At 36.7% G+C, this 16,718-nt stretch carries 14 protein-coding genes; 7 read left to right on the forward strand and 7 right to left on the reverse strand.

Translation table 11 applies throughout. The features are described 5' to 3' along the window. From EV201_RS16425 to EV201_RS13325, 3 genes are all read left to right on the forward strand, one after another. On the forward strand, positions 1-1,401 hold a 1,401-nt coding region (locus EV201_RS16425; RefSeq protein WP_165389664.1), incomplete at its 5' end, for a carboxypeptidase-like regulatory domain-containing protein. A gap of 10 nt (positions 1,402-1,411) precedes the next feature. Continuing rightward, entirely contained in the window at positions 1,412-1,723 is a 312-nt protein-coding gene (locus EV201_RS13320) for an MTH1187 family thiamine-binding protein (RefSeq protein ID WP_130308141.1), read from the forward strand. An 11-nt stretch (positions 1,724-1,734) separates the two neighbouring features. Continuing rightward, positions 1,735-2,574, forward strand: a complete 840-nt coding sequence (locus EV201_RS13325; RefSeq protein WP_165389665.1) for a DUF3108 domain-containing protein — start codon at positions 1,735-1,737, stop codon at positions 2,572-2,574. An 8-nt stretch (positions 2,575-2,582) separates the two neighbouring features. Here the strand turns inward: EV201_RS13325 and EV201_RS13330 are convergent, their stop codons facing one another. Both EV201_RS13330 and cysS read right to left on the reverse strand, forming a co-directional pair. Beyond that, complete coding sequence (locus EV201_RS13330; protein ID WP_130308143.1) at positions 2,583-3,692, reverse strand: glutaminyl-peptide cyclotransferase; 1,110 nt, start codon at positions 3,690-3,692, stop codon at positions 2,583-2,585. A 129-nt stretch (positions 3,693-3,821) separates the two neighbouring features. Next, positions 3,822-5,297 carry a cysteine--tRNA ligase gene (gene cysS, locus EV201_RS13335; RefSeq protein WP_130308144.1) on the reverse strand — a complete coding sequence of 492 codons (1,476 nt, stop codon included), beginning with the start codon at positions 5,295-5,297 and terminating at the stop codon, positions 3,822-3,824. Between the two features lie 390 nt (positions 5,298-5,687). Here cysS and rnr point away from each other — a divergent pair, with 390 nt between their 5' ends. Further along, positions 5,688-7,823 (forward strand): ribonuclease R, encoded by a 2,136-nt coding sequence (gene rnr, locus EV201_RS13340; protein WP_130308145.1) that lies wholly within the window; start codon positions 5,688-5,690, stop codon positions 7,821-7,823. Positions 7,824-7,888: 65 nt separating this feature from the next. Here the strand turns inward: rnr and radA are convergent, their stop codons facing one another. From radA to panC, 4 genes are all read right to left on the reverse strand, one after another. Beyond that, the gene (radA, locus tag EV201_RS13345) at positions 7,889-9,259 is read right to left on the reverse strand and encodes a DNA repair protein RadA (protein WP_130308146.1); all 1,371 of its coding nucleotides are present in this window, start codon (positions 9,257-9,259) and stop codon (positions 7,889-7,891) included. Positions 9,260-9,327: 68 nt separating this feature from the next. Then, a complete protein-coding gene (rfaE2, locus tag EV201_RS13350; RefSeq protein WP_130308147.1) occupies positions 9,328-9,825 on the reverse strand; it encodes a D-glycero-beta-D-manno-heptose 1-phosphate adenylyltransferase in 498 nt (165 codons plus the stop codon). A 142-nt stretch (positions 9,826-9,967) separates the two neighbouring features. Continuing rightward, positions 9,968-10,318 (reverse strand): aspartate 1-decarboxylase, encoded by a 351-nt coding sequence (gene panD, locus EV201_RS13355; RefSeq protein WP_130308148.1) that lies wholly within the window; start codon positions 10,316-10,318, stop codon positions 9,968-9,970. A gap of 18 nt (positions 10,319-10,336) precedes the next feature. Continuing rightward, positions 10,337-11,176, reverse strand: a complete 840-nt coding sequence (gene panC / locus EV201_RS13360; RefSeq protein ID WP_130308149.1) for a pantoate--beta-alanine ligase — start codon at positions 11,174-11,176, stop codon at positions 10,337-10,339. A gap of 304 nt (positions 11,177-11,480) precedes the next feature. On the opposite strand from panC, the gene EV201_RS13365 reads away from it, so the two are divergent. From EV201_RS13365 to EV201_RS13375, 3 genes are all read left to right on the forward strand, one after another. Further along, positions 11,481-12,290, forward strand: a complete 810-nt coding sequence (locus EV201_RS13365) for a glycogen/starch synthase (protein ID WP_130308150.1) — start codon at positions 11,481-11,483, stop codon at positions 12,288-12,290. 230 nt (positions 12,291-12,520) lie between these two features. Next, entirely contained in the window at positions 12,521-14,356 is a 1,836-nt protein-coding gene (glmS, locus tag EV201_RS13370) for a glutamine--fructose-6-phosphate transaminase (isomerizing) (protein WP_130308151.1), read from the forward strand. A 112-nt stretch (positions 14,357-14,468) separates the two neighbouring features. Beyond that, a complete protein-coding gene (locus EV201_RS13375) occupies positions 14,469-15,314 on the forward strand; it encodes an HAD family hydrolase (protein WP_130308152.1) in 846 nt (281 codons plus the stop codon). Between the two features lie 43 nt (positions 15,315-15,357). On the opposite strand, the gene EV201_RS13380 is transcribed toward EV201_RS13375, so the two are convergent. Then, positions 15,358-16,665, reverse strand: a complete 1,308-nt coding sequence (locus EV201_RS13380) for an OmpP1/FadL family transporter (protein ID WP_130308153.1) — start codon at positions 16,663-16,665, stop codon at positions 15,358-15,360. Between the last annotated feature and the right edge of the window lie 53 nt (positions 16,666-16,718).

The following is a 16,718-nucleotide window of genomic DNA, read 5'->3' on the forward strand; positions in this document are numbered from 1 at the left end:
CCTTTAGGTAATTTTCAGTATGTATTTTCTACCGGAAAGAGCCTTGATTCTTTAAGTATACAAGGACATGCCGTAGATGCCTTCACAAGGCTTCCAATTGAGAAGGTCCAGATTTATGCTTATTCAAATCATCAGGATTCAGTTCCTTTAACAACCATTCCTGATTACGTTGCACAAACAGATACGGCTGGACATTTTAATTTAAGTAACCTTAAAGCCGGGACCTATAAAATTTTTGCATTAGTTGATGGTAATCGCGATTACAAATACAATGGGCCAGGCGAAATTATTGGTTTTTTAGATACACTTCTGACTCCGACTGCTCAGACTTTCCAGAAAATGGATAGTATTACGCCCGATTCATCAGCTTTGAGAACCTATACGGCCTTTAGTCCAGCTGACGTTCATATCAACTTATTTGAGGAAGAGAACCCCTTATTATATCTGACCAAGTATGCACGCTCTCGTCGGGAGAAACTAGATTTTGAGTTTTCTTTTAAACGAACTGATGATTTAAAGATTGATTTCTTAGATATAGACGATGATGCCAATAGTTTTCTTATCGAGAGCAATAAAAGACGGGATACTTTATCGTATTGGATTGTTGACTCAAATATTTATAAAAGGGACACATTAACGGCTGTTCTAAACTATTTAAAGACGGATTCTACCAATCAGCTTGTTAGTTTTAGTGATACCGTAAAATTGAATTTTAAAGCTCCTAAAAAGGCGAAACAAACAAAAAAGCAGGAAAAGAAATCTAAAATAAAGAAACCTGTTTATGAATTTAAAACCAATATAAAATCCTCCCAAGATCTGAATAAAGATATTGAGTTTGAATTCAACGAGCCTTTGGCGGAGTTTACTCTTGATAGTATCAAACTTGTCAAGATTGTTGATACTTTAGAGTTTGCTGTTCCTTTTGACTTTGTAAAAGACACTGCTCTGTTAAGGACCTATCATATGAATGTGAAATGGGAATCAGAAACGAATTACCGATTGGATATTGATTCTACAGCTTTTAAAAATATTTTCGGACTTGAAAGTGATGCCTTTACCAAGAAATTTAAGACGAAGGAATTGGAGTATTATGGCAAAATTCTCCTGAAAGTTGATCAGGTTCATAAGCCTTTAATCGTTCAGATTTTAGAGAATAATAAAAATGAAACACTTATACAGAGTAAAAAGATTTATTCTGATCAGACCATCACTTTTGATTATCTTGAACCTAAAATCTATATTATCAAGGTGATTGAAGATTGGAATGATAATGGAAAATGGGATACGGGCAATTATAAGCTAAAATTACAGCCGGAAACCATTCATTATTTCCGTAAGGAGATTAAGGTGCGTTCCAATTGGGATGTAGAAGAAAATGTTGTTTTACCTCAAGCTCATTAAAAATTAGTCTATGTCAGCTCTTTTAGAATTTGCAATTTTCCCAACAGATAAGGGAGATAGTGTCAGCCAATATGTGAGTCAGGTGATTGAAATGATCCGCGAATCGGGGGTCGATTATCAATTAACAGCAATGGGGACTCTTATTGAAACGGATACTCTACCGGAAGCATTGAATATCGTGAATCAGGCTTATGCGATTCTTGAGCCACACTCCGATCGTGTTTATTCAACGATGACTGTAGATATTCAAAAAAATAAGCATAATCGATTAAAATCGAAAGTAACGGCTATTGAAAATAAAATTGGTAAGGTTAATCTTTAATATCTATTGATTTGAAATATACGCTTTTCTTTTTCTTACTCATTATCTCTTTTACTCAGCTGAAATCTCAGGAACAAGCCGGGATAGAGAACTTTGCTTTTCAGTCAGGTGAGAAATTGACATATCGGGGCTATTACAATTGGGGTTTTATTTGGGTAGCTGCCGGCGAAGTTAAGCTCGAAGTGAAAGATGAAGCTTATTCTAACAAACCCGCTTATAAAATTGAGGCGGAAGGTAAAACCTTGAAGGCATTTGATTGGTTTTTCAAGCTGCGCGATACCCTTTCATGTTACGTAGATTCAACCAATTTAAAACCCTTTTATTTTGATAGAAAAACCCATGAAGGGGATTATATTGCCAGACACCAATATTGGTTTGATTACGATAAGGATCAGGTTTATTCCAGAATTAGAAAAAGACAAAAGCCAGTCAAGAATGATACCATAGAGAATAAAAATATCAGTTCGGATATTGTATCGGTTGCCTATTTCACTCGAAATTTAGATTTTACGAAGTATAAAAAGAAAGAGAAGATACCACTTCGAATGTTAATTGATAATGAGATTCATAATTTGTATATCAGATACAAGGGGATAGAAAAAGTCAAACTAAAAAATGGTGAGGTTTACGAATGCCTCAAGTTCTCACCTATGCTTGTAAAGGGTAACCTTTTTAAAGGAGGAGAAGATATGACCATATGGGTGAGTAATGACAGAAATAGAGTTCCCATTATGGTTGAAGCCAAAGTTCTGATCGGAAGTGTAAAAGGCCTTCTGGATTCTTATGAAGGCCTTAGATCAACGCGAGAGTCTTTGTTTAAGAAGAAATCAGGAAGGCTTGAAATTGAATAAAAATTGATTTAATCAATCTTTATTTCGAATAGCTTTGGCCAGCGTTTCCCTGTTACAAAAAGACGATTATTAATAGAATCATAAGCGATACCATTAAGAACGTCATCGCCTTCAGTCAATTTTCTTCTTTCGGCAGGTGTCAGAATTTTAGCTAAGTTTAAATTACACTCAACCTGTCCAGTAGATGGGGTGATTACAACAATACGATCGGTCAACCAAACATTAGCGTAGATTTTATCACCGATGTATTCAAGTTCATTTAGATTTGTTATCTCACCTTTTTCATCATAAACTTCAATCTCACCTATTTTTCCATAATTGTTTGGATCGACGAAGGTTAGTTTATTACTTCCATCAGAAATAACAAGTTTGTCATCAATAGTTGTGATACCCCAGCCCTGGCCATTTGTTGTAGGAGGTCTGAAGAAATCTTTTTGCGAAAAATCTTCCGCATCTATCACAAAGGCTTTTTTCGATTGCCAGGTTAGTTGAATAATCTTTCCCTTGTAGTAGGTAATTCCTTCTCCAAAATAATTTCGCTCCAGTTTTCTATCAAACAGACTTTCTCCTTTTTCGACATCAATTTTGCGAAGACTTGATTCGCCATATTGGCCTGTGCCTTCGTATAAATAGCCTTCGTGATAAAACAAGCCCTGAGTATAGGATTTCTTATCATGAGGGAATGTGTTTACGACTTTGTAAGTCAACTCTCGGGGAACTTTATTTGATTTAATATTGAAGTAGGATGAGATGTTGCCAATTTTTCCATCTTTGTGATAAGCCATAATTTGGAAGTTATGCTTGCCCATCTTTTTTTCGTTAGCAATATGAGAAAAACTCCAGGGCTTCGCATAAAGAGTTTGACTTGTCTTACCATCAACTATGAGTTGTACAGAATCGATGGCTTTTGAATTCTTTCTTTTTTTGATTGAAATTTCAATCGTATCAGCTTTGGTAAAAACCTTTCCTCTTTGTGGCTGTTTCAATTTTAAACTGTGAATAAATTCAATGGTTTTTACTTCAGTTTCTTTTTCTGTTTTTGAAACATTTTTAGGCGTACCATTGCATGAACTTAGAAGCGCTACAAATAAAAGGATGATATGAGATTGAATTTTCATATTTTCAGTGCGAGATGAAATAAAAAGAGATAAGTTGAAAAATAACTACTAACCATCAAAGTTAAAAGAATGTCTTTGATTTAACAATGATAAAAAAAACTGCTCGAATTTAATCGAGCAGTTTTTAAACTATTTAATGATTTCCCATTCGGAACCATCTTTTGTATCTTTTATGGCTATACCATAGCTGGCTAATTCGTCACGAATTTTGTCAGCAGTTGCCCAATCTTTGTTTTGTTTCGCTTCGTTTCGGGTTGTTAGTAATAAAGAAATAAGCTTGTCAAGAATTTCATTCGTTCCCCCTTCAGCTTCGTTTTCATCTTTCAGTCCCAATACGTCGTAAACTAGATCGTGATACAGTTTCTTAAGAGACTCCAATTGTTCCGCTTGAATATTTTCTTTTCCGGCTGCCAATGAATTGATCATTTTCACGCCATCGAAAAGGTGGGCGATAAGAATAGGTGTATTCAAATCGTCGTTTAAAGCCGCATAACATTTCGTTTTCAACTCTTCAACATTAACTGTTGATTCTGATCCGGCTTTAATTTTATCAAGTGTAGCAACAGCAGACATTAATCTGTTGAAGCCTTTTTCGGCAGCTTTAAGAGCGTCATTCGAAAAATCAAGAGGACTACGATAGTGTGCCTGCAAAATGAAAAAACGAATTGTCATCGGACTGTAAGCTTGTTCCAAAACGTCATTATCTCCTGAAAAAAGTTGATCGAGCGTAATAAAGTTACCCAATGATTTTCCCATTTTCTGTCCATTAATGGTAATCATGTTGTTGTGCATCCAATAACGAACAGCTTCGTGACCATGTGCTCCGGTTGATTGTGCAATCTCACATTCGTGGTGAGGGAACTGTAGATCAAGTCCACCGCCATGAATATCAAATTCGGCACCTAAATATTTTTGACTCATTGCCGAACACTCAAGGTGCCATCCAGGGAATCCATCGCTCCATTTTGATGGCCAACGCATGATATGCTCAGGATTTGCCTTCTTCCAAAGAGCAAAATCAAAGCTATTTTTCTTTTCGCTCTGTCCTTCTAGCTCACGAGTATTTGAGATAAGGTCTTCAATTTTTCTACCAGAAAGTTTACCGTAGTCGTGCTTTTTACTGTACGATTCTACATCGAAATAAACTGAACCGTTGCTTTCGTAGGCAAAACCATTTTCAAATAATCTATCGATAACCTCCATTTGCTCGATAATATGCCCTGAAGCACGAGGTTCGATACTTGGCTTAAGTACGTTCAGGTCATCCATGTTTTTATGGTAGCGATCAGTGAAATACTGAACCACTTCCATAGGCTCCAATTCTTCCAAACGCGCTTTTTGAGCAATTTTATCCTCCCCTTCGTCAGCATCGTTTACAAGGTGTCCTACATCGGTAATGTTACGAACGTAACGCACTTTGTAGCCGGAATGCTTTAAAAAGCGGAATAATATATCGAAAGTAATTGCCGGACGAGAGTGCCCCAAATGAGCATCACCATATACAGTAGGACCACAAACATATAAGCCAACATGTCCGGGGTTAATAGGTGTAAACAGCTCTTTCTTTCGGCTGAGTGTATTGTAAATGTGCAAATTATTTTCCATCGTCTTCATGTTTAGGTATCAGCTACTGATTGGAGTGGCTGTACAGCTTTAAATTGATCAAAAGAATCACTGCATTCTTTTGGGTGGGTAAAATTATAAAAAAATTATGGCTTCATCTCTTGATTCTGAGGAATTATGCGCGTTAATTTAGCTCTCTTCAATAGAGTATCAGTCTTATTTTCAATCAGTATAGTCTGTTTTAATGTTGAACAGCCATCTAATTTTGATGTAATTTAACAAAATTCGTCAGTGTCAATTGTGCTTAATCTTTAATTTTCTTTAATTTATGATACACATAAGATAGCTAAAAGGATTTTATCAGACTAATTGAGTACTTTTGTTTACAGAAGCTACTGGACTTCTGTTTTATCCAGTATTAATATCCATATTATGGTAGGAAAAAGAAAGAAAATACAATCCCGATATAACAAGCAAAGTTTGCAACAGCAAGTGCTTGAAATTTTTGTGAAAGAATCATCGAAAACACTGAATTATAAACAAATTGCTGCTGCTCTCGAAATTAAAGACATGGGCATCAAACGACTAATTGTTTCAATCTTATACGATTTGGTCGCCTTGGATCAGATTAGTGAAATCTCGACGGGAAAATTCAAATTAAAAGCCAAAATGGGAACCGTAACCGGAGTCGTTGATATGACTTCCCGAGGTTCGGCCTATATCGTTTCAGAGGAAACAACTGAAGATATTTTTGTGAGTCAGGCAAATTTGAACAGAGCTTTGCATGGCGATCAGGTTAAGGTCTTTTTGTTTGCTCGTAAAAAAAGTAAGCAACCCGAAGGCGAAGTGGTTGAAATTGTAAAAAGAAAGAAAACCAGTTTTGTTGGAACGCTTGAAATCTCGAAAAACTTTGCCTTTTTAATCCCACTGAGTAAGAATATGCCTTATGATATTTTTATTCCTTTGGGAAAATTGAATGGTGCTGAAAACGGTGATAAGGTCATTGCTCAAATCACTGAATGGCCTAAAAAGTCGAAAAACCCGGTTGGGCAAGTGACCGATGTTTTGGGAAAACCTGGTGATAACGATACAGAGATGCATGCCATTCTTGCTGAATTTGACTTGCCCTATAAGTTTCCTGAGCATGTGAATGAAGCGGCAGAAGAAATTTCTGATGAAATCACAAAAGAAGAGATTGCGAAACGTCGCGATTTTAGAGATGTGACGACTTTTACCATTGACCCGGCCGATGCTAAAGACTTTGATGATGCTTTATCGCTTCGTATGCTTGAAAATGGCAATTGGGAAATTGGTGTACATATTGCTGATGTGACTCATTACGTTCGTCCGGGCAGTATTATCGAGAAAGAAGCAAGTGAGCGTGCCACCTCTGTTTATTTGGTCGATCGTGTGGTTCCGATGTTACCTGAGCGCTTATCGAATGGACTGTGTTCATTGCGTCCCAATGAGGAAAAACTAACTTATTCGGCCGTTTTTGAGATGGACGAAAATGCTGATGTTCTTAAAACATGGATAGGTAGAACAGTGATCTGTTCTGATCGAAGATTTACTTACGAGGAAGCTCAGAATGTAATTGAAACCGAAGAGGGAGACTATAAAGAAGAGATTCTGTGTTTGGATAAGCTGGCTAAGAAGCTTAGAGCAAGACGATTTAAACAGGGTGCTATTGATTTTGATCGATATGAAGTGAAATTCGATATCGATGAAAACGGAAAACCGTTGAGTGTTTATTTTAAGGAATCGAAGGATTCAAATAAGTTGATTGAAGAGTTTATGCTTTTGGCAAACAAAAAGGTTGCTGAATCTGTTGGTCGGGTGCCTAAGGGTAAAACGGCAAAGACTTTTGTTTACAGGGTACATGATCAACCTAATACACAGAAATTAGAGACTTTTAATAACTTTATCCATAAGTTCGGTTTTGGAATTAAAACAGCTTCACCTTCTTCAATTTCGAAGTCGATGAATGAGCTTTTGCAAAATGTTAAAGGGAATGCGATACAGAATTTAGTGGAGACTTTGGCCATTCGTTCAATGGCAAAAGCCGAGTACACGACCAATAATGTGGGGCATTATGGCTTGCATTTTGATTACTATTCGCACTTTACTTCACCTATTCGCCGATATCCTGATATGATGATTCATCGATTGTTAAATCAGTATGAAAATGGTGGCAAATCCGCCAATCAGGATAAAACAGAATCGCAATGTAAGCACTGTAGCGATATGGAGCAACGTGCTGCTCAGGCGGAACGTTCTTCAATTAAATACAAGCAAGTCGAGTTTATGCTCGATAATGTTGGAGAGGAGTTTGAAGGAACCATTTCGGGTGTGACAGAATGGGGATTCTATGTTGAACTGAATGACAACAAGTGCGAGGGAATGGTTTCAATTCGTGAGCTTGAGGATGATTATTATGAGTTCGACGAAGATAACTACTGCATTGTGGGACGTCATCATCGAAAGATATACCAATTGGGCGACGAGGTGAAGATACTTGTTACGAAAGCTAATTTGGCTGCCAAACAGCTGGACTTTGTTTTAGCTTAAGTTAGAATACAGTCATAAAGAAAGGCTTCGAGCGTAATTGCTTGAAGCCTTTTTTATAAATATGTTTATTGTTTGAATAGGGTTTGGAACACCTGTCCGACTTTGCTTACAAAGTGAATTTTGATTTTGAACTTTGACGTATCCAGACCTTTCGAATTGTTTTTAGGAATAAAAATATGTTTGAAACCGAGTTTCTCTGCTTCACTAATTCGTTGATCAATCCGATTAACCGGTCTAATCTCGCTGGATAAACCAATTTCTCCGGCAAAACAGACTTCCTTTGGAAGTGAAATATCCATGCTTGAAGAAAGGACGGCTATTATAACTGCCAAATCGATAGCAGGATCGTTCACCTTAATTCCGCCTGCAATATTTAAGAACACATCTTTGGTTCCAATTCGGAAGCCGGCACGTTTTTCAAGCACAGCAAGCAGCATGTTTAGTCGTCTAAGATCGAAACCTGTTGACGAGCGTTGCGGGGTTCCGTATGCGGCTGTACTGACCAAAGCCTGAACCTCGATCAGAAAAGGACGCATGCCTTCCATTGAAGCTGAAATGGCCACGCCACTTAAACTCTCATCGTTTGATGAAAGTAACAACTCCGATGGGTTGCTTACTTCGCGTAAGCCATTGCTGCGCATTTCGTAAATTCCCATTTCTGAGGTCGATCCAAAACGATTTTTGGTTGCACGCAGAATACGATACATATGGTTCTGATCTCCTTCGAATTGCAAAACGGTATCCACAATATGTTCCAAAATTTTTGGCCCAGCCAAATTACCATCTTTAGTAATATGCCCAATAAGGAGAACTGGAACTGAGGATTCTTTTGCAAAACGTAAAAGTTGAGCGGTACATTCTCTGATTTGCGAAATAGAACCCGGAGCCGATTCTACAACTTGAGTGCCCAATGTTTGAATGGAATCAATCACCAGAATATCAGGCTTGGTATTTTTGATATGAGAAAAGATATTCTCCATTGAAGTTTCGCTCACGATCAAACATCTATCATTATCCGAGTTTAATCGATTCCCTCGTAATTTTATTTGTTGTGCACTCTCTTCTCCTGAAATATAAAGAGTTGTGTGATTTTTAAGATTTAAAGCAATCTGTAAAGCCAAAGTCGATTTTCCAATACCGGGTTCGCCGCCAATTAAAACCATTGATCCGGGAACAAGACCTCCTCCTAAAACCCGATTTAACTCATTGTTCTGAGTATTGTATCGTTTCTCTTCAGATGTTTCAATATCCGAAATTTTCTGAGGCTTATTGGGTTTCTGCCCATTACTTCCAACAGTTTGTTTGTTGTTTGTTTTTACAATCACCTCTTCCACAAAGGTATTCCATTCTCCACAAGAGGGGCATTTTCCAACCCATTTAGGTGATTCAACACCACAATTCTGACAGAAGAAAGCTGTTTTTGTTTTTGGAGGCATAGCTAATGAAGGTTAAAGAAGATAAAGGATAAAGTAAAAAGAAGTTTGTAGATAAACGTTTGTTGTAATTAGTGTGTGTTGATGATTTTATTAATGATTCCGGTAGAGGAAAATCCTTCGATAAAATCGAGTGTAATAATTTCACCACCTTTTGCTTTTACAATATCGTAACCGACAATATCTTCAGCATTGTAATCACTTCCTTTTACAAGAACGTCAGGCTGAATAAAGTTTATCAAGTCATAGGGGGTTTCTTCATCAAAAAAGATGACCATATCGATAAATCCCAATGAGGCGAGAAGTAATGCTCTGGAGTATTCATCGTTTATAGGGCGATTGGGTCCTTTTAAGCGTTGTACAGAAGCATCGGTATTTAATCCCATCACAAGTTTGTGTCCCAAATTCGAAGCTTGTGCCAGGTATTCCAAATGACCTCGATGTACAATGTCGAAACAACCGTTGGTAAAGACAATTTTTTCCTCTTTAAAACGCCAGGTTTGAAGGGTGGCGAAGGCTGATTCCTTTTCTTTAAATATTTTATTTTTGATAATTTCGAGCTTATTCATAAATGCTTTTTCTGAAAAATTTGAACCTTGAGGTTCAGAATTGTTAAAAAAATAAGGGGGAAGTTAATCATTCTCCATATGGCTACCAAAGAAAAAAGGCTGTTCGAAATGAACAGCCTTGTGTGTATCGTAAATTGATTGTTTAGATCAATTTATTGGTATCTGTGTCAGGAAAAACTAAGCTGGGTTCCCAGGTCTTAGCTTCTTCAAATTCCATTGAGGCGTAGGATATGATAATCACCACATCACCCACAGCGCACTTACGAGCAGCAGGACCATTTAAACAAATAGTACCAGAGCCTCTTTCGCCTCTAATCACATAAGTTTCCAGACGTTCACCATTGTTAACGTTAACAATCTGCACTTTTTCGTTTTCAATAAGATTGGCAGCATCCATTAAATCTTCGTCAATGGTTACTGACCCAACGTATTGCAGATTCGCACTGGTAACTGATGCTTTGTGAATCTTCGATTTGCAAACTTCAATATACATGTCGCTTAAAACTAAATATTATAAAGAAATATTATCTATCAATCTTACTTTTCCAACTTGAACGGTGATGCAAGCAATTCGATTGTTCGAATCCTCCCATTTTTCAATGGATTTTAAACTTGTATCATCAACAATTTCAAAGTATTCAACTTCTAGATAAGCGTTATTATTAATCTCGCTTATAACCCACTCTTTTAATTGGGATACGCCAAAATCGGGCACTAAGTTACAAGCTTTAAATAAAGTTTCAGATATTTTTACAGCATTTTTTCGTTCTACTTCTGAAAGCAGCATGTTTCTAGAACTCATTGCAAGACCATCTAACTCCCTAACAATGGGGCATGGTACTATATTTATGTCTAGTTTAAGATCCTTTGTCATCTGCTTAATAACAGCAACTTGTTGGAAATCTTTTTGGCCAAAATAGGCATTATCAGGCGTAATATAATTGAATAATTTGCTCACAACCTGCGCAACTCCGTTAAAATGACCAGGGCGATTCTTTCCTTCCATCACTTTATCGAGATCACCAAAGTCGAAAACACGTGTGTCCGGTTCAGGATAAACTTCTTCTACTTCAGGAATAAAGACGATATCGGGTTGGAATTTAGATAATAGCTCTAAATCTTTATCCAGAATTCTCGGATAAGTTTTTAAATCATTAGGGTTATTAAACTGAGTTGGATTAACGAAAATACTAACAACAGTAATATCGTTCTCCTTTTTCGATTGTTCAACTAATGATAGATGACCATCGTGTAAAGCTCCCATTGTAGGAACAAAACCAACACGTTTACCATTTGCCTTGTGTTCGCTAATGATTGATCGTGTTTCAGCAATTAATTTAACTATTTGCATCATTATAATTTCTATTGCCCAATTGGAGGCAATTTTATCGGCTATATGCTATTTAATCAATAAATAGATAATAACAGTTGGTTTATTTGTCTTATTATTAGATAGTCATGCAATAAATTCTTAAACGGATCGTTAGGAAAATTCGCACAAATGAAAGTGCAAATAAATAAAATTAATAAATACGAAGATCATAAATAGGTCATTTAATTGTACACTAGCTGTTTTAGATCGGCTTAAGTAGAAGTATTACAAATTATTTTCTTAATTTTGCACGGATAATCTGTATTACAATATAAGCGATCACATGGAAAAGACTAAAGTACTTTTTGTATCACAAGAAATAATGCCTTACCTCCCTGAATCTGAGATGTCTAAAGTGGGTAGATATTTACCACAAGGAATCCAAGAGAAAGGAAAAGAAATCAGAACATTCATGCCACGATACGGTTGTATCAACGAAAGACGAAACCAGCTACACGAAGTGATTCGTTTATCGGGTATGAACCTTATAATTGATGATACGGATCACCCATTGATAATTAAAGTAGCATCAATTCAAGCTGCAAGAATGCAGGTTTATTTCATTGATAATGATGATTATTTTCACCGCAAGAAGGTTTTATTAGAAGATGATGGTCAAGCTTTCGCTGATAACGATGAAAGAGCTATTTTCTTTGCCCGTGGTGTGCTTGAAACGGTTAAGAAGTTACGTTGGGCTCCTGATGTGGTTCACTGTCAGGGATGGTTTACAGGCCTTTTGCCTTTGTATCTGAAAAAAGCATTTAACGAAGATCCTTTGTTTACGGATACCAAGGTTGTTTTCTCGATGTATGATGATGAATTTCCAAGTACATTTAGCAGCGACTTTGCTGAAAAATCACTGATTGAAGGTGTTAATGCTGAGGACGTGAAGGTTCTTGAAAATGCTGATTATTTAGCGATAAATAAATTGGCTATCGATTGGTCTGATGCCGTTATTATGGGAAGTCCTTCAATTAATGAAGATTTGCTTGCTTATGCTAAGGCTTCAGGTAAAACTTTCATGGAATATAAAAACGGAGAAGAGTATGTACAAGCCTACTCAGACTTATATGATAGCTTGGTTAGCGAATAGTTAATCAGTTAAAAAAATATAAATGGTGAGTTTAAAACGATTGTTTTAAACTCACCATTTTTTTTAGGCTAAAATTTGTTTGTTAGTATTGAATCCTTCGCGTATATTTGAAAGAAATTATGATTATTTACTGATATTAAGGATATTTCATTCCTTTTTATTTCAGATTGATTGATAAAAGAAATAGGGACCTTAGTCCTAAAAATGGAACCTTAAAAGATATTTTTACTATGTGTGGAATAGTTGGATATATTGGAAAAAGGGATGCCTATCCTATTCTAATAAATGGATTAAAAAGACTTGAGTATAGAGGTTATGATTCTGCAGGAATTGCCTTAAGAACTGATGAAACTCGAGTTTTTAAATGTAAAGGTAAAGTACAAGATCTTGAGAATCATGTAGAAGGATTAGACATTTCGGGACATATTGGGATTGGCCATACACGTTGGGCGACTCATGGTGAACCGAATGATGAAAATGCTCACCCTCACCGTTCGATGAATAATAAGTTTGTAATTATTCACAATGGTATTATTGAGAATTATTCGTCTTTAAGAGAGAAGTTAATTCGCAGAGGTTACAAGTTCTCCAGTGAGACAGATACTGAGGTATTGGCCAATCTGATTGAGTATATTTACCTTAAAGGGAATGTAACAGCAGAGATGGCTGTGCGTTTGGCCCTTTCAAAGGTGGTTGGAGCTTATGGTTTGGTTGTTATTTGCGAGGATGAACCGAATCAATTGGTTGCGGCACGTAAGGGTAGCCCACTTGTAATTGGTGTGGGTAAGGGCGAATATTTTTTAGCTTCGGATGCGACACCTATCATTGAGTACACGCAAAGCGTTATTTATTTAAATGACGATGATGTTGCTATCATTAGTCGTGATGAGTTAACGCTTAAAACAATTCACAACGATAAGTTGACGCCACATATTCAAGAGTTGGATCTGGATATTGAGCAGATTGAGAAAAATGGTTACGAGCATTTCATGTTAAAGGAAATTTTCGAACAAACTCAATCAATTAAAGATACGTTTCGTGGACGTGTGGTTCCAGCTTCAAAGGAACTTTTCCTGGGTGGAATAAATGAAGTTATTCCTAAGTTGGTTGATGCTCGTCGAATTTTAATAATTGGCTGTGGTACTTCATGGCATGCAGGAATGGTTGGGGAATATCTTTTTGAAGAATTTGCCAGAGTTCCGGTTGAAGTTGAATATGCTTCGGAATTCCGTTACAGAAATCCGGTTATTTATAAAGATGATATCGTTTTGGCTATTAGTCAAAGTGGTGAAACAGCGGATACCTTAGCTGCAATCAATCTTGCTAAAGAAGCAGGAGCTACAGTTTTAGGTATTTGTAATGTTGTTGGTTCAAGTATTCCTAGAAATACTGATGCCGGAGTTTATACTCATGCAGGGCCTGAAATTGGTGTAGCTTCGACAAAAGCATTTACTGCTCAGGTAACTGTTTTGACAATGATGGCTATGTTGGTAGGTTACAGAAAAGGAACCCTATCTAAGGAAGAATACGAGAAGCATATTGATGAACTTGCTTGTTTACCAGAAAAGATTAAGTCTATTTTGGATAAGAGTGAAGCAATCAAGGAGCTTTCAGCAAAATATGTTGATTCGACCAATGCTTTATATCTTGGACGAGGTTATCTTTTCCCAGTGGCATTGGAAGGTGCGCTTAAGTTGAAAGAGATCTCTTACATTCATGCTGAGGGATATCCTGCTGCAGAGATGAAACATGGACCTATTGCTCTAATTGATGAGCAAATGCCAGTTTTTGTAGCTGCTACTAAGGATAAGTCTTATGAGAAAATTGTGAGTAATATTCAGGAAGTAAAAGCTCGTAAAGGGCATGTTATTGCTATTGTTACCGAAGGAGATACTGTGATTAAGGGTATGGCTGATCATGTGATTGAAATTCCGGAAACACTTGAGGCTTTGGCTCCACTATTGACTGTTATTCCATTTCAGTTGATTTCTTATTACATCGCTGTATTAAGAGGATGTAATGTTGATCAACCAAGAAACCTGGCAAAATCAGTTACTGTAGAATAAGGCTGTACCATACAGATATATTTAAAAGCGATGCTGAAAAGTGTCGCTTTTTTTATTTTTGAGCCAAACATTTTTTTTATCTTGGGTTTTGATCTGTAAACAAAGTTTGAATATGACCTCAAAGATTAAAATTGTAATTAGTGACCTGGATGGGACTCTTTTGCCATCTCAGGGTGAGGTCAGTGATCGTGATCTTGAAACACTAAATAGACTTCAGAAAGAGAAAATTGTGAGAGTCATCGCTACCGGACGAAACCTTTATTCTGTACTTTCAGTCCTGCCCGATGATTTCCCGATTGATTATTTGATTTTTGCATCGGGTGCCGGGATTTATGATTGGAAAAAGAAGCAATTGATTTTTTCTCAAAAACTCGATTCAGAACTTGTGCATGAGATCTCCTTGGAATTGATGAGCTTAGAGAATGATTTTATGATTTTGGATCCGATTCCCAATAACCATCAATTCGCTTATTACCGATCGGGAAAACCTAATCCTGATTTTGACCGCCGATTGAGTTTATATAAGCCCTTTGCAAGTCCCATTGGTCATTCTGATGATACCCAAAGGGATGCGTGTCAGCTAATCGTTATACTCTCCAATTGTATTAATGGATTCAATCAATTAAAAGCAAAATTTGAAAAAGTAAAGATTATCAGAGCAACCTCCCCTTTGGATCACGAGTCAATTTGGATGGAAATTTTCCCTCTGCATATATCTAAAGCTTATGGAGCGGAGTGGTTGTGTAATTATTTGGATATTAACCCCGTATTATCTATGGTGATTGGGAATGATTATAATGATCTGGACTTATTGGAATGGGGTAAACACCCTTTTGTCGTATCAAACGCACCTAAAGAACTGAGAGAAAAATATCAAGTATCGAAATCAGCTGATGAAAGTGGATTTTCACATGCTGTTGACCAGGTTTTGAAATTGAAACTAAATTTTAAGGCATAAAAAAAGCCACCCGAAGGCAGCTCTTTTTGAAGTTGTAAGTTGTTTAAAAATTGTAAGTAATACCGATACTTGGAATAAAGGCAGTGTTTTGGTATTCTCCACCAAAGCCATTAGGATAAGCTGCATTAGGATTAGTATCCATTGCGGTTCTTTTTTCTCCCTTGCTGTAAATGAATGAAGCATCAAGACTAAACTTCTCGTTTAATAAATATGAAAAACCACCTGTGATTCCAATTTTATCAGCACCTGGTGTTTCAGGAGCGTAATATTTGTCATTGGTTGGTGTTTCGTCATAATAGAAACCTGCACGCAGATCTAGCTTTTCATTTGCTGAATACTGAGCACCAATTCTATAAGTCATGGAATTATCCCAATTTCTTGTACTTTTTGTATCAGCTACCACAGGAACATCCATTGTTGTAGTTGGTGATGTAGGTACAGTAATAGAAGATTCATTTTCAAAATCAAAACTTAAAGATTCATATACATCCCATTTTACAAAGTTTACATCAGCAGACACTAACCATTTTTCATTGATTTGATATGCGAGACCGATATTTAAACTTGCAGGTAAAGGAAGAGTTGCGCTAACTCCTCCATTAGGGAAAAGAGTTGAAAATGCAGTAGGTACATTAAATTCAACATCACCATCTTTATAATCTAAATCAACATCTACTTGTGAGCGGTATGAAATACCAATATTTAGCTTTTCATTTGGCTGTAAGAAAATACCAATATTATAACCATATTGAACATTATTTCCTGAAAGTGTAGCTTTACCATCAGGAGCTGATGGGTTTTGAGCTAAACCTCTTAAATCTAGTGCTTTTTTAAGCTCAAATTCACCATAAACGATGTTTAGTCCTGCACCAACAGAGATCCAATCATTTAACTGGTATGATACGGTTGGTTGTATGTAAATTGCTTTCATTGAGATTTCCTGAACAGAATATTTTCCTGCCCAATTATCGCCCCAAACATTAGAACTACCAAAAGGTGTGTAAACGGCTAAACCAACAGCTAATTTATCCGTCAATTTTGCTGATCCATAAAGATAGAACGGAGTCGCCACTGGGTTATCCGTTTCAGTATTTAAGCTTGAGCTTGTTAAATTTGTGTATTCAGTATTTGTCCAAATTAAACATCCACCCATAGCCAGAGAGTACTTCGCATCAATAGTCGCAAGAGCACCAGGGTTAAATTGCATACTACTGGCATCCCAATTTAAGGCAACACCAACGTGTCCCATACCAATTTGTTTAGCACCTTGAACATTAACGGCATAGCCTTCTGCCTTTACGCTATAAGTGAAAGCAATAAGAGCTATTGCCAAATAAATTTTTCTTAACATGATTTGAGTTTTAAAATTTTCGGGTCCAATATAGACTTAATCTAATTTTCAAA

The sequence above is a fragment of the Ancylomarina subtilis genome (genome assembly GCF_004217115.1).
GTDB lineage: Bacteria > Bacteroidota > Bacteroidia > Bacteroidales > Marinifilaceae > Ancylomarina > Ancylomarina subtilis.

What these genes read in the sequence shown, in the direction of transcription:
- EV201_RS13320 (WP_130308141.1), top strand. Translation starts at nt 1,412, where the DNA reads ATGTCAGCTCTTTTAGAATTTGCAATTTTCCCAACAGATAAGGGAGAT.
- EV201_RS13330 (WP_130308143.1), bottom strand. Translation starts at nt 3,692, where the DNA reads ATGAAAATTCAATCTCATATCATCCTTTTATTTGTAGCGCTTCTAAGT.
- cysS (WP_130308144.1), bottom strand. Translation starts at nt 5,297, where the DNA reads ATGGAAAATAATTTGCACATTTACAATACACTCAGCCGAAAGAAAGAG.
- rnr (WP_130308145.1), top strand. Translation starts at nt 5,688, where the DNA reads ATGGTAGGAAAAAGAAAGAAAATACAATCCCGATATAACAAGCAAAGT.
- radA (WP_130308146.1), bottom strand. Translation starts at nt 9,259, where the DNA reads ATGCCTCCAAAAACAAAAACAGCTTTCTTCTGTCAGAATTGTGGTGTT.
- rfaE2 (WP_130308147.1), bottom strand. Translation starts at nt 9,825, where the DNA reads ATGAATAAGCTCGAAATTATCAAAAATAAAATATTTAAAGAAAAGGAA.
- panD (WP_130308148.1), bottom strand. Translation starts at nt 10,318, where the DNA reads ATGTATATTGAAGTTTGCAAATCGAAGATTCACAAAGCATCAGTTACC.
- panC (WP_130308149.1), bottom strand. Translation starts at nt 11,176, where the DNA reads ATGCAAATAGTTAAATTAATTGCTGAAACACGATCAATCATTAGCGAA.
- EV201_RS13365 (WP_130308150.1), top strand. Translation starts at nt 11,481, where the DNA reads ATGGAAAAGACTAAAGTACTTTTTGTATCACAAGAAATAATGCCTTAC.
- glmS (WP_130308151.1), top strand. Translation starts at nt 12,521, where the DNA reads ATGTGTGGAATAGTTGGATATATTGGAAAAAGGGATGCCTATCCTATT.
- EV201_RS13375 (WP_130308152.1), top strand. Translation starts at nt 14,469, where the DNA reads ATGACCTCAAAGATTAAAATTGTAATTAGTGACCTGGATGGGACTCTT.
- EV201_RS13380 (WP_130308153.1), bottom strand. Translation starts at nt 16,665, where the DNA reads ATGTTAAGAAAAATTTATTTGGCAATAGCTCTTATTGCTTTCACTTAT.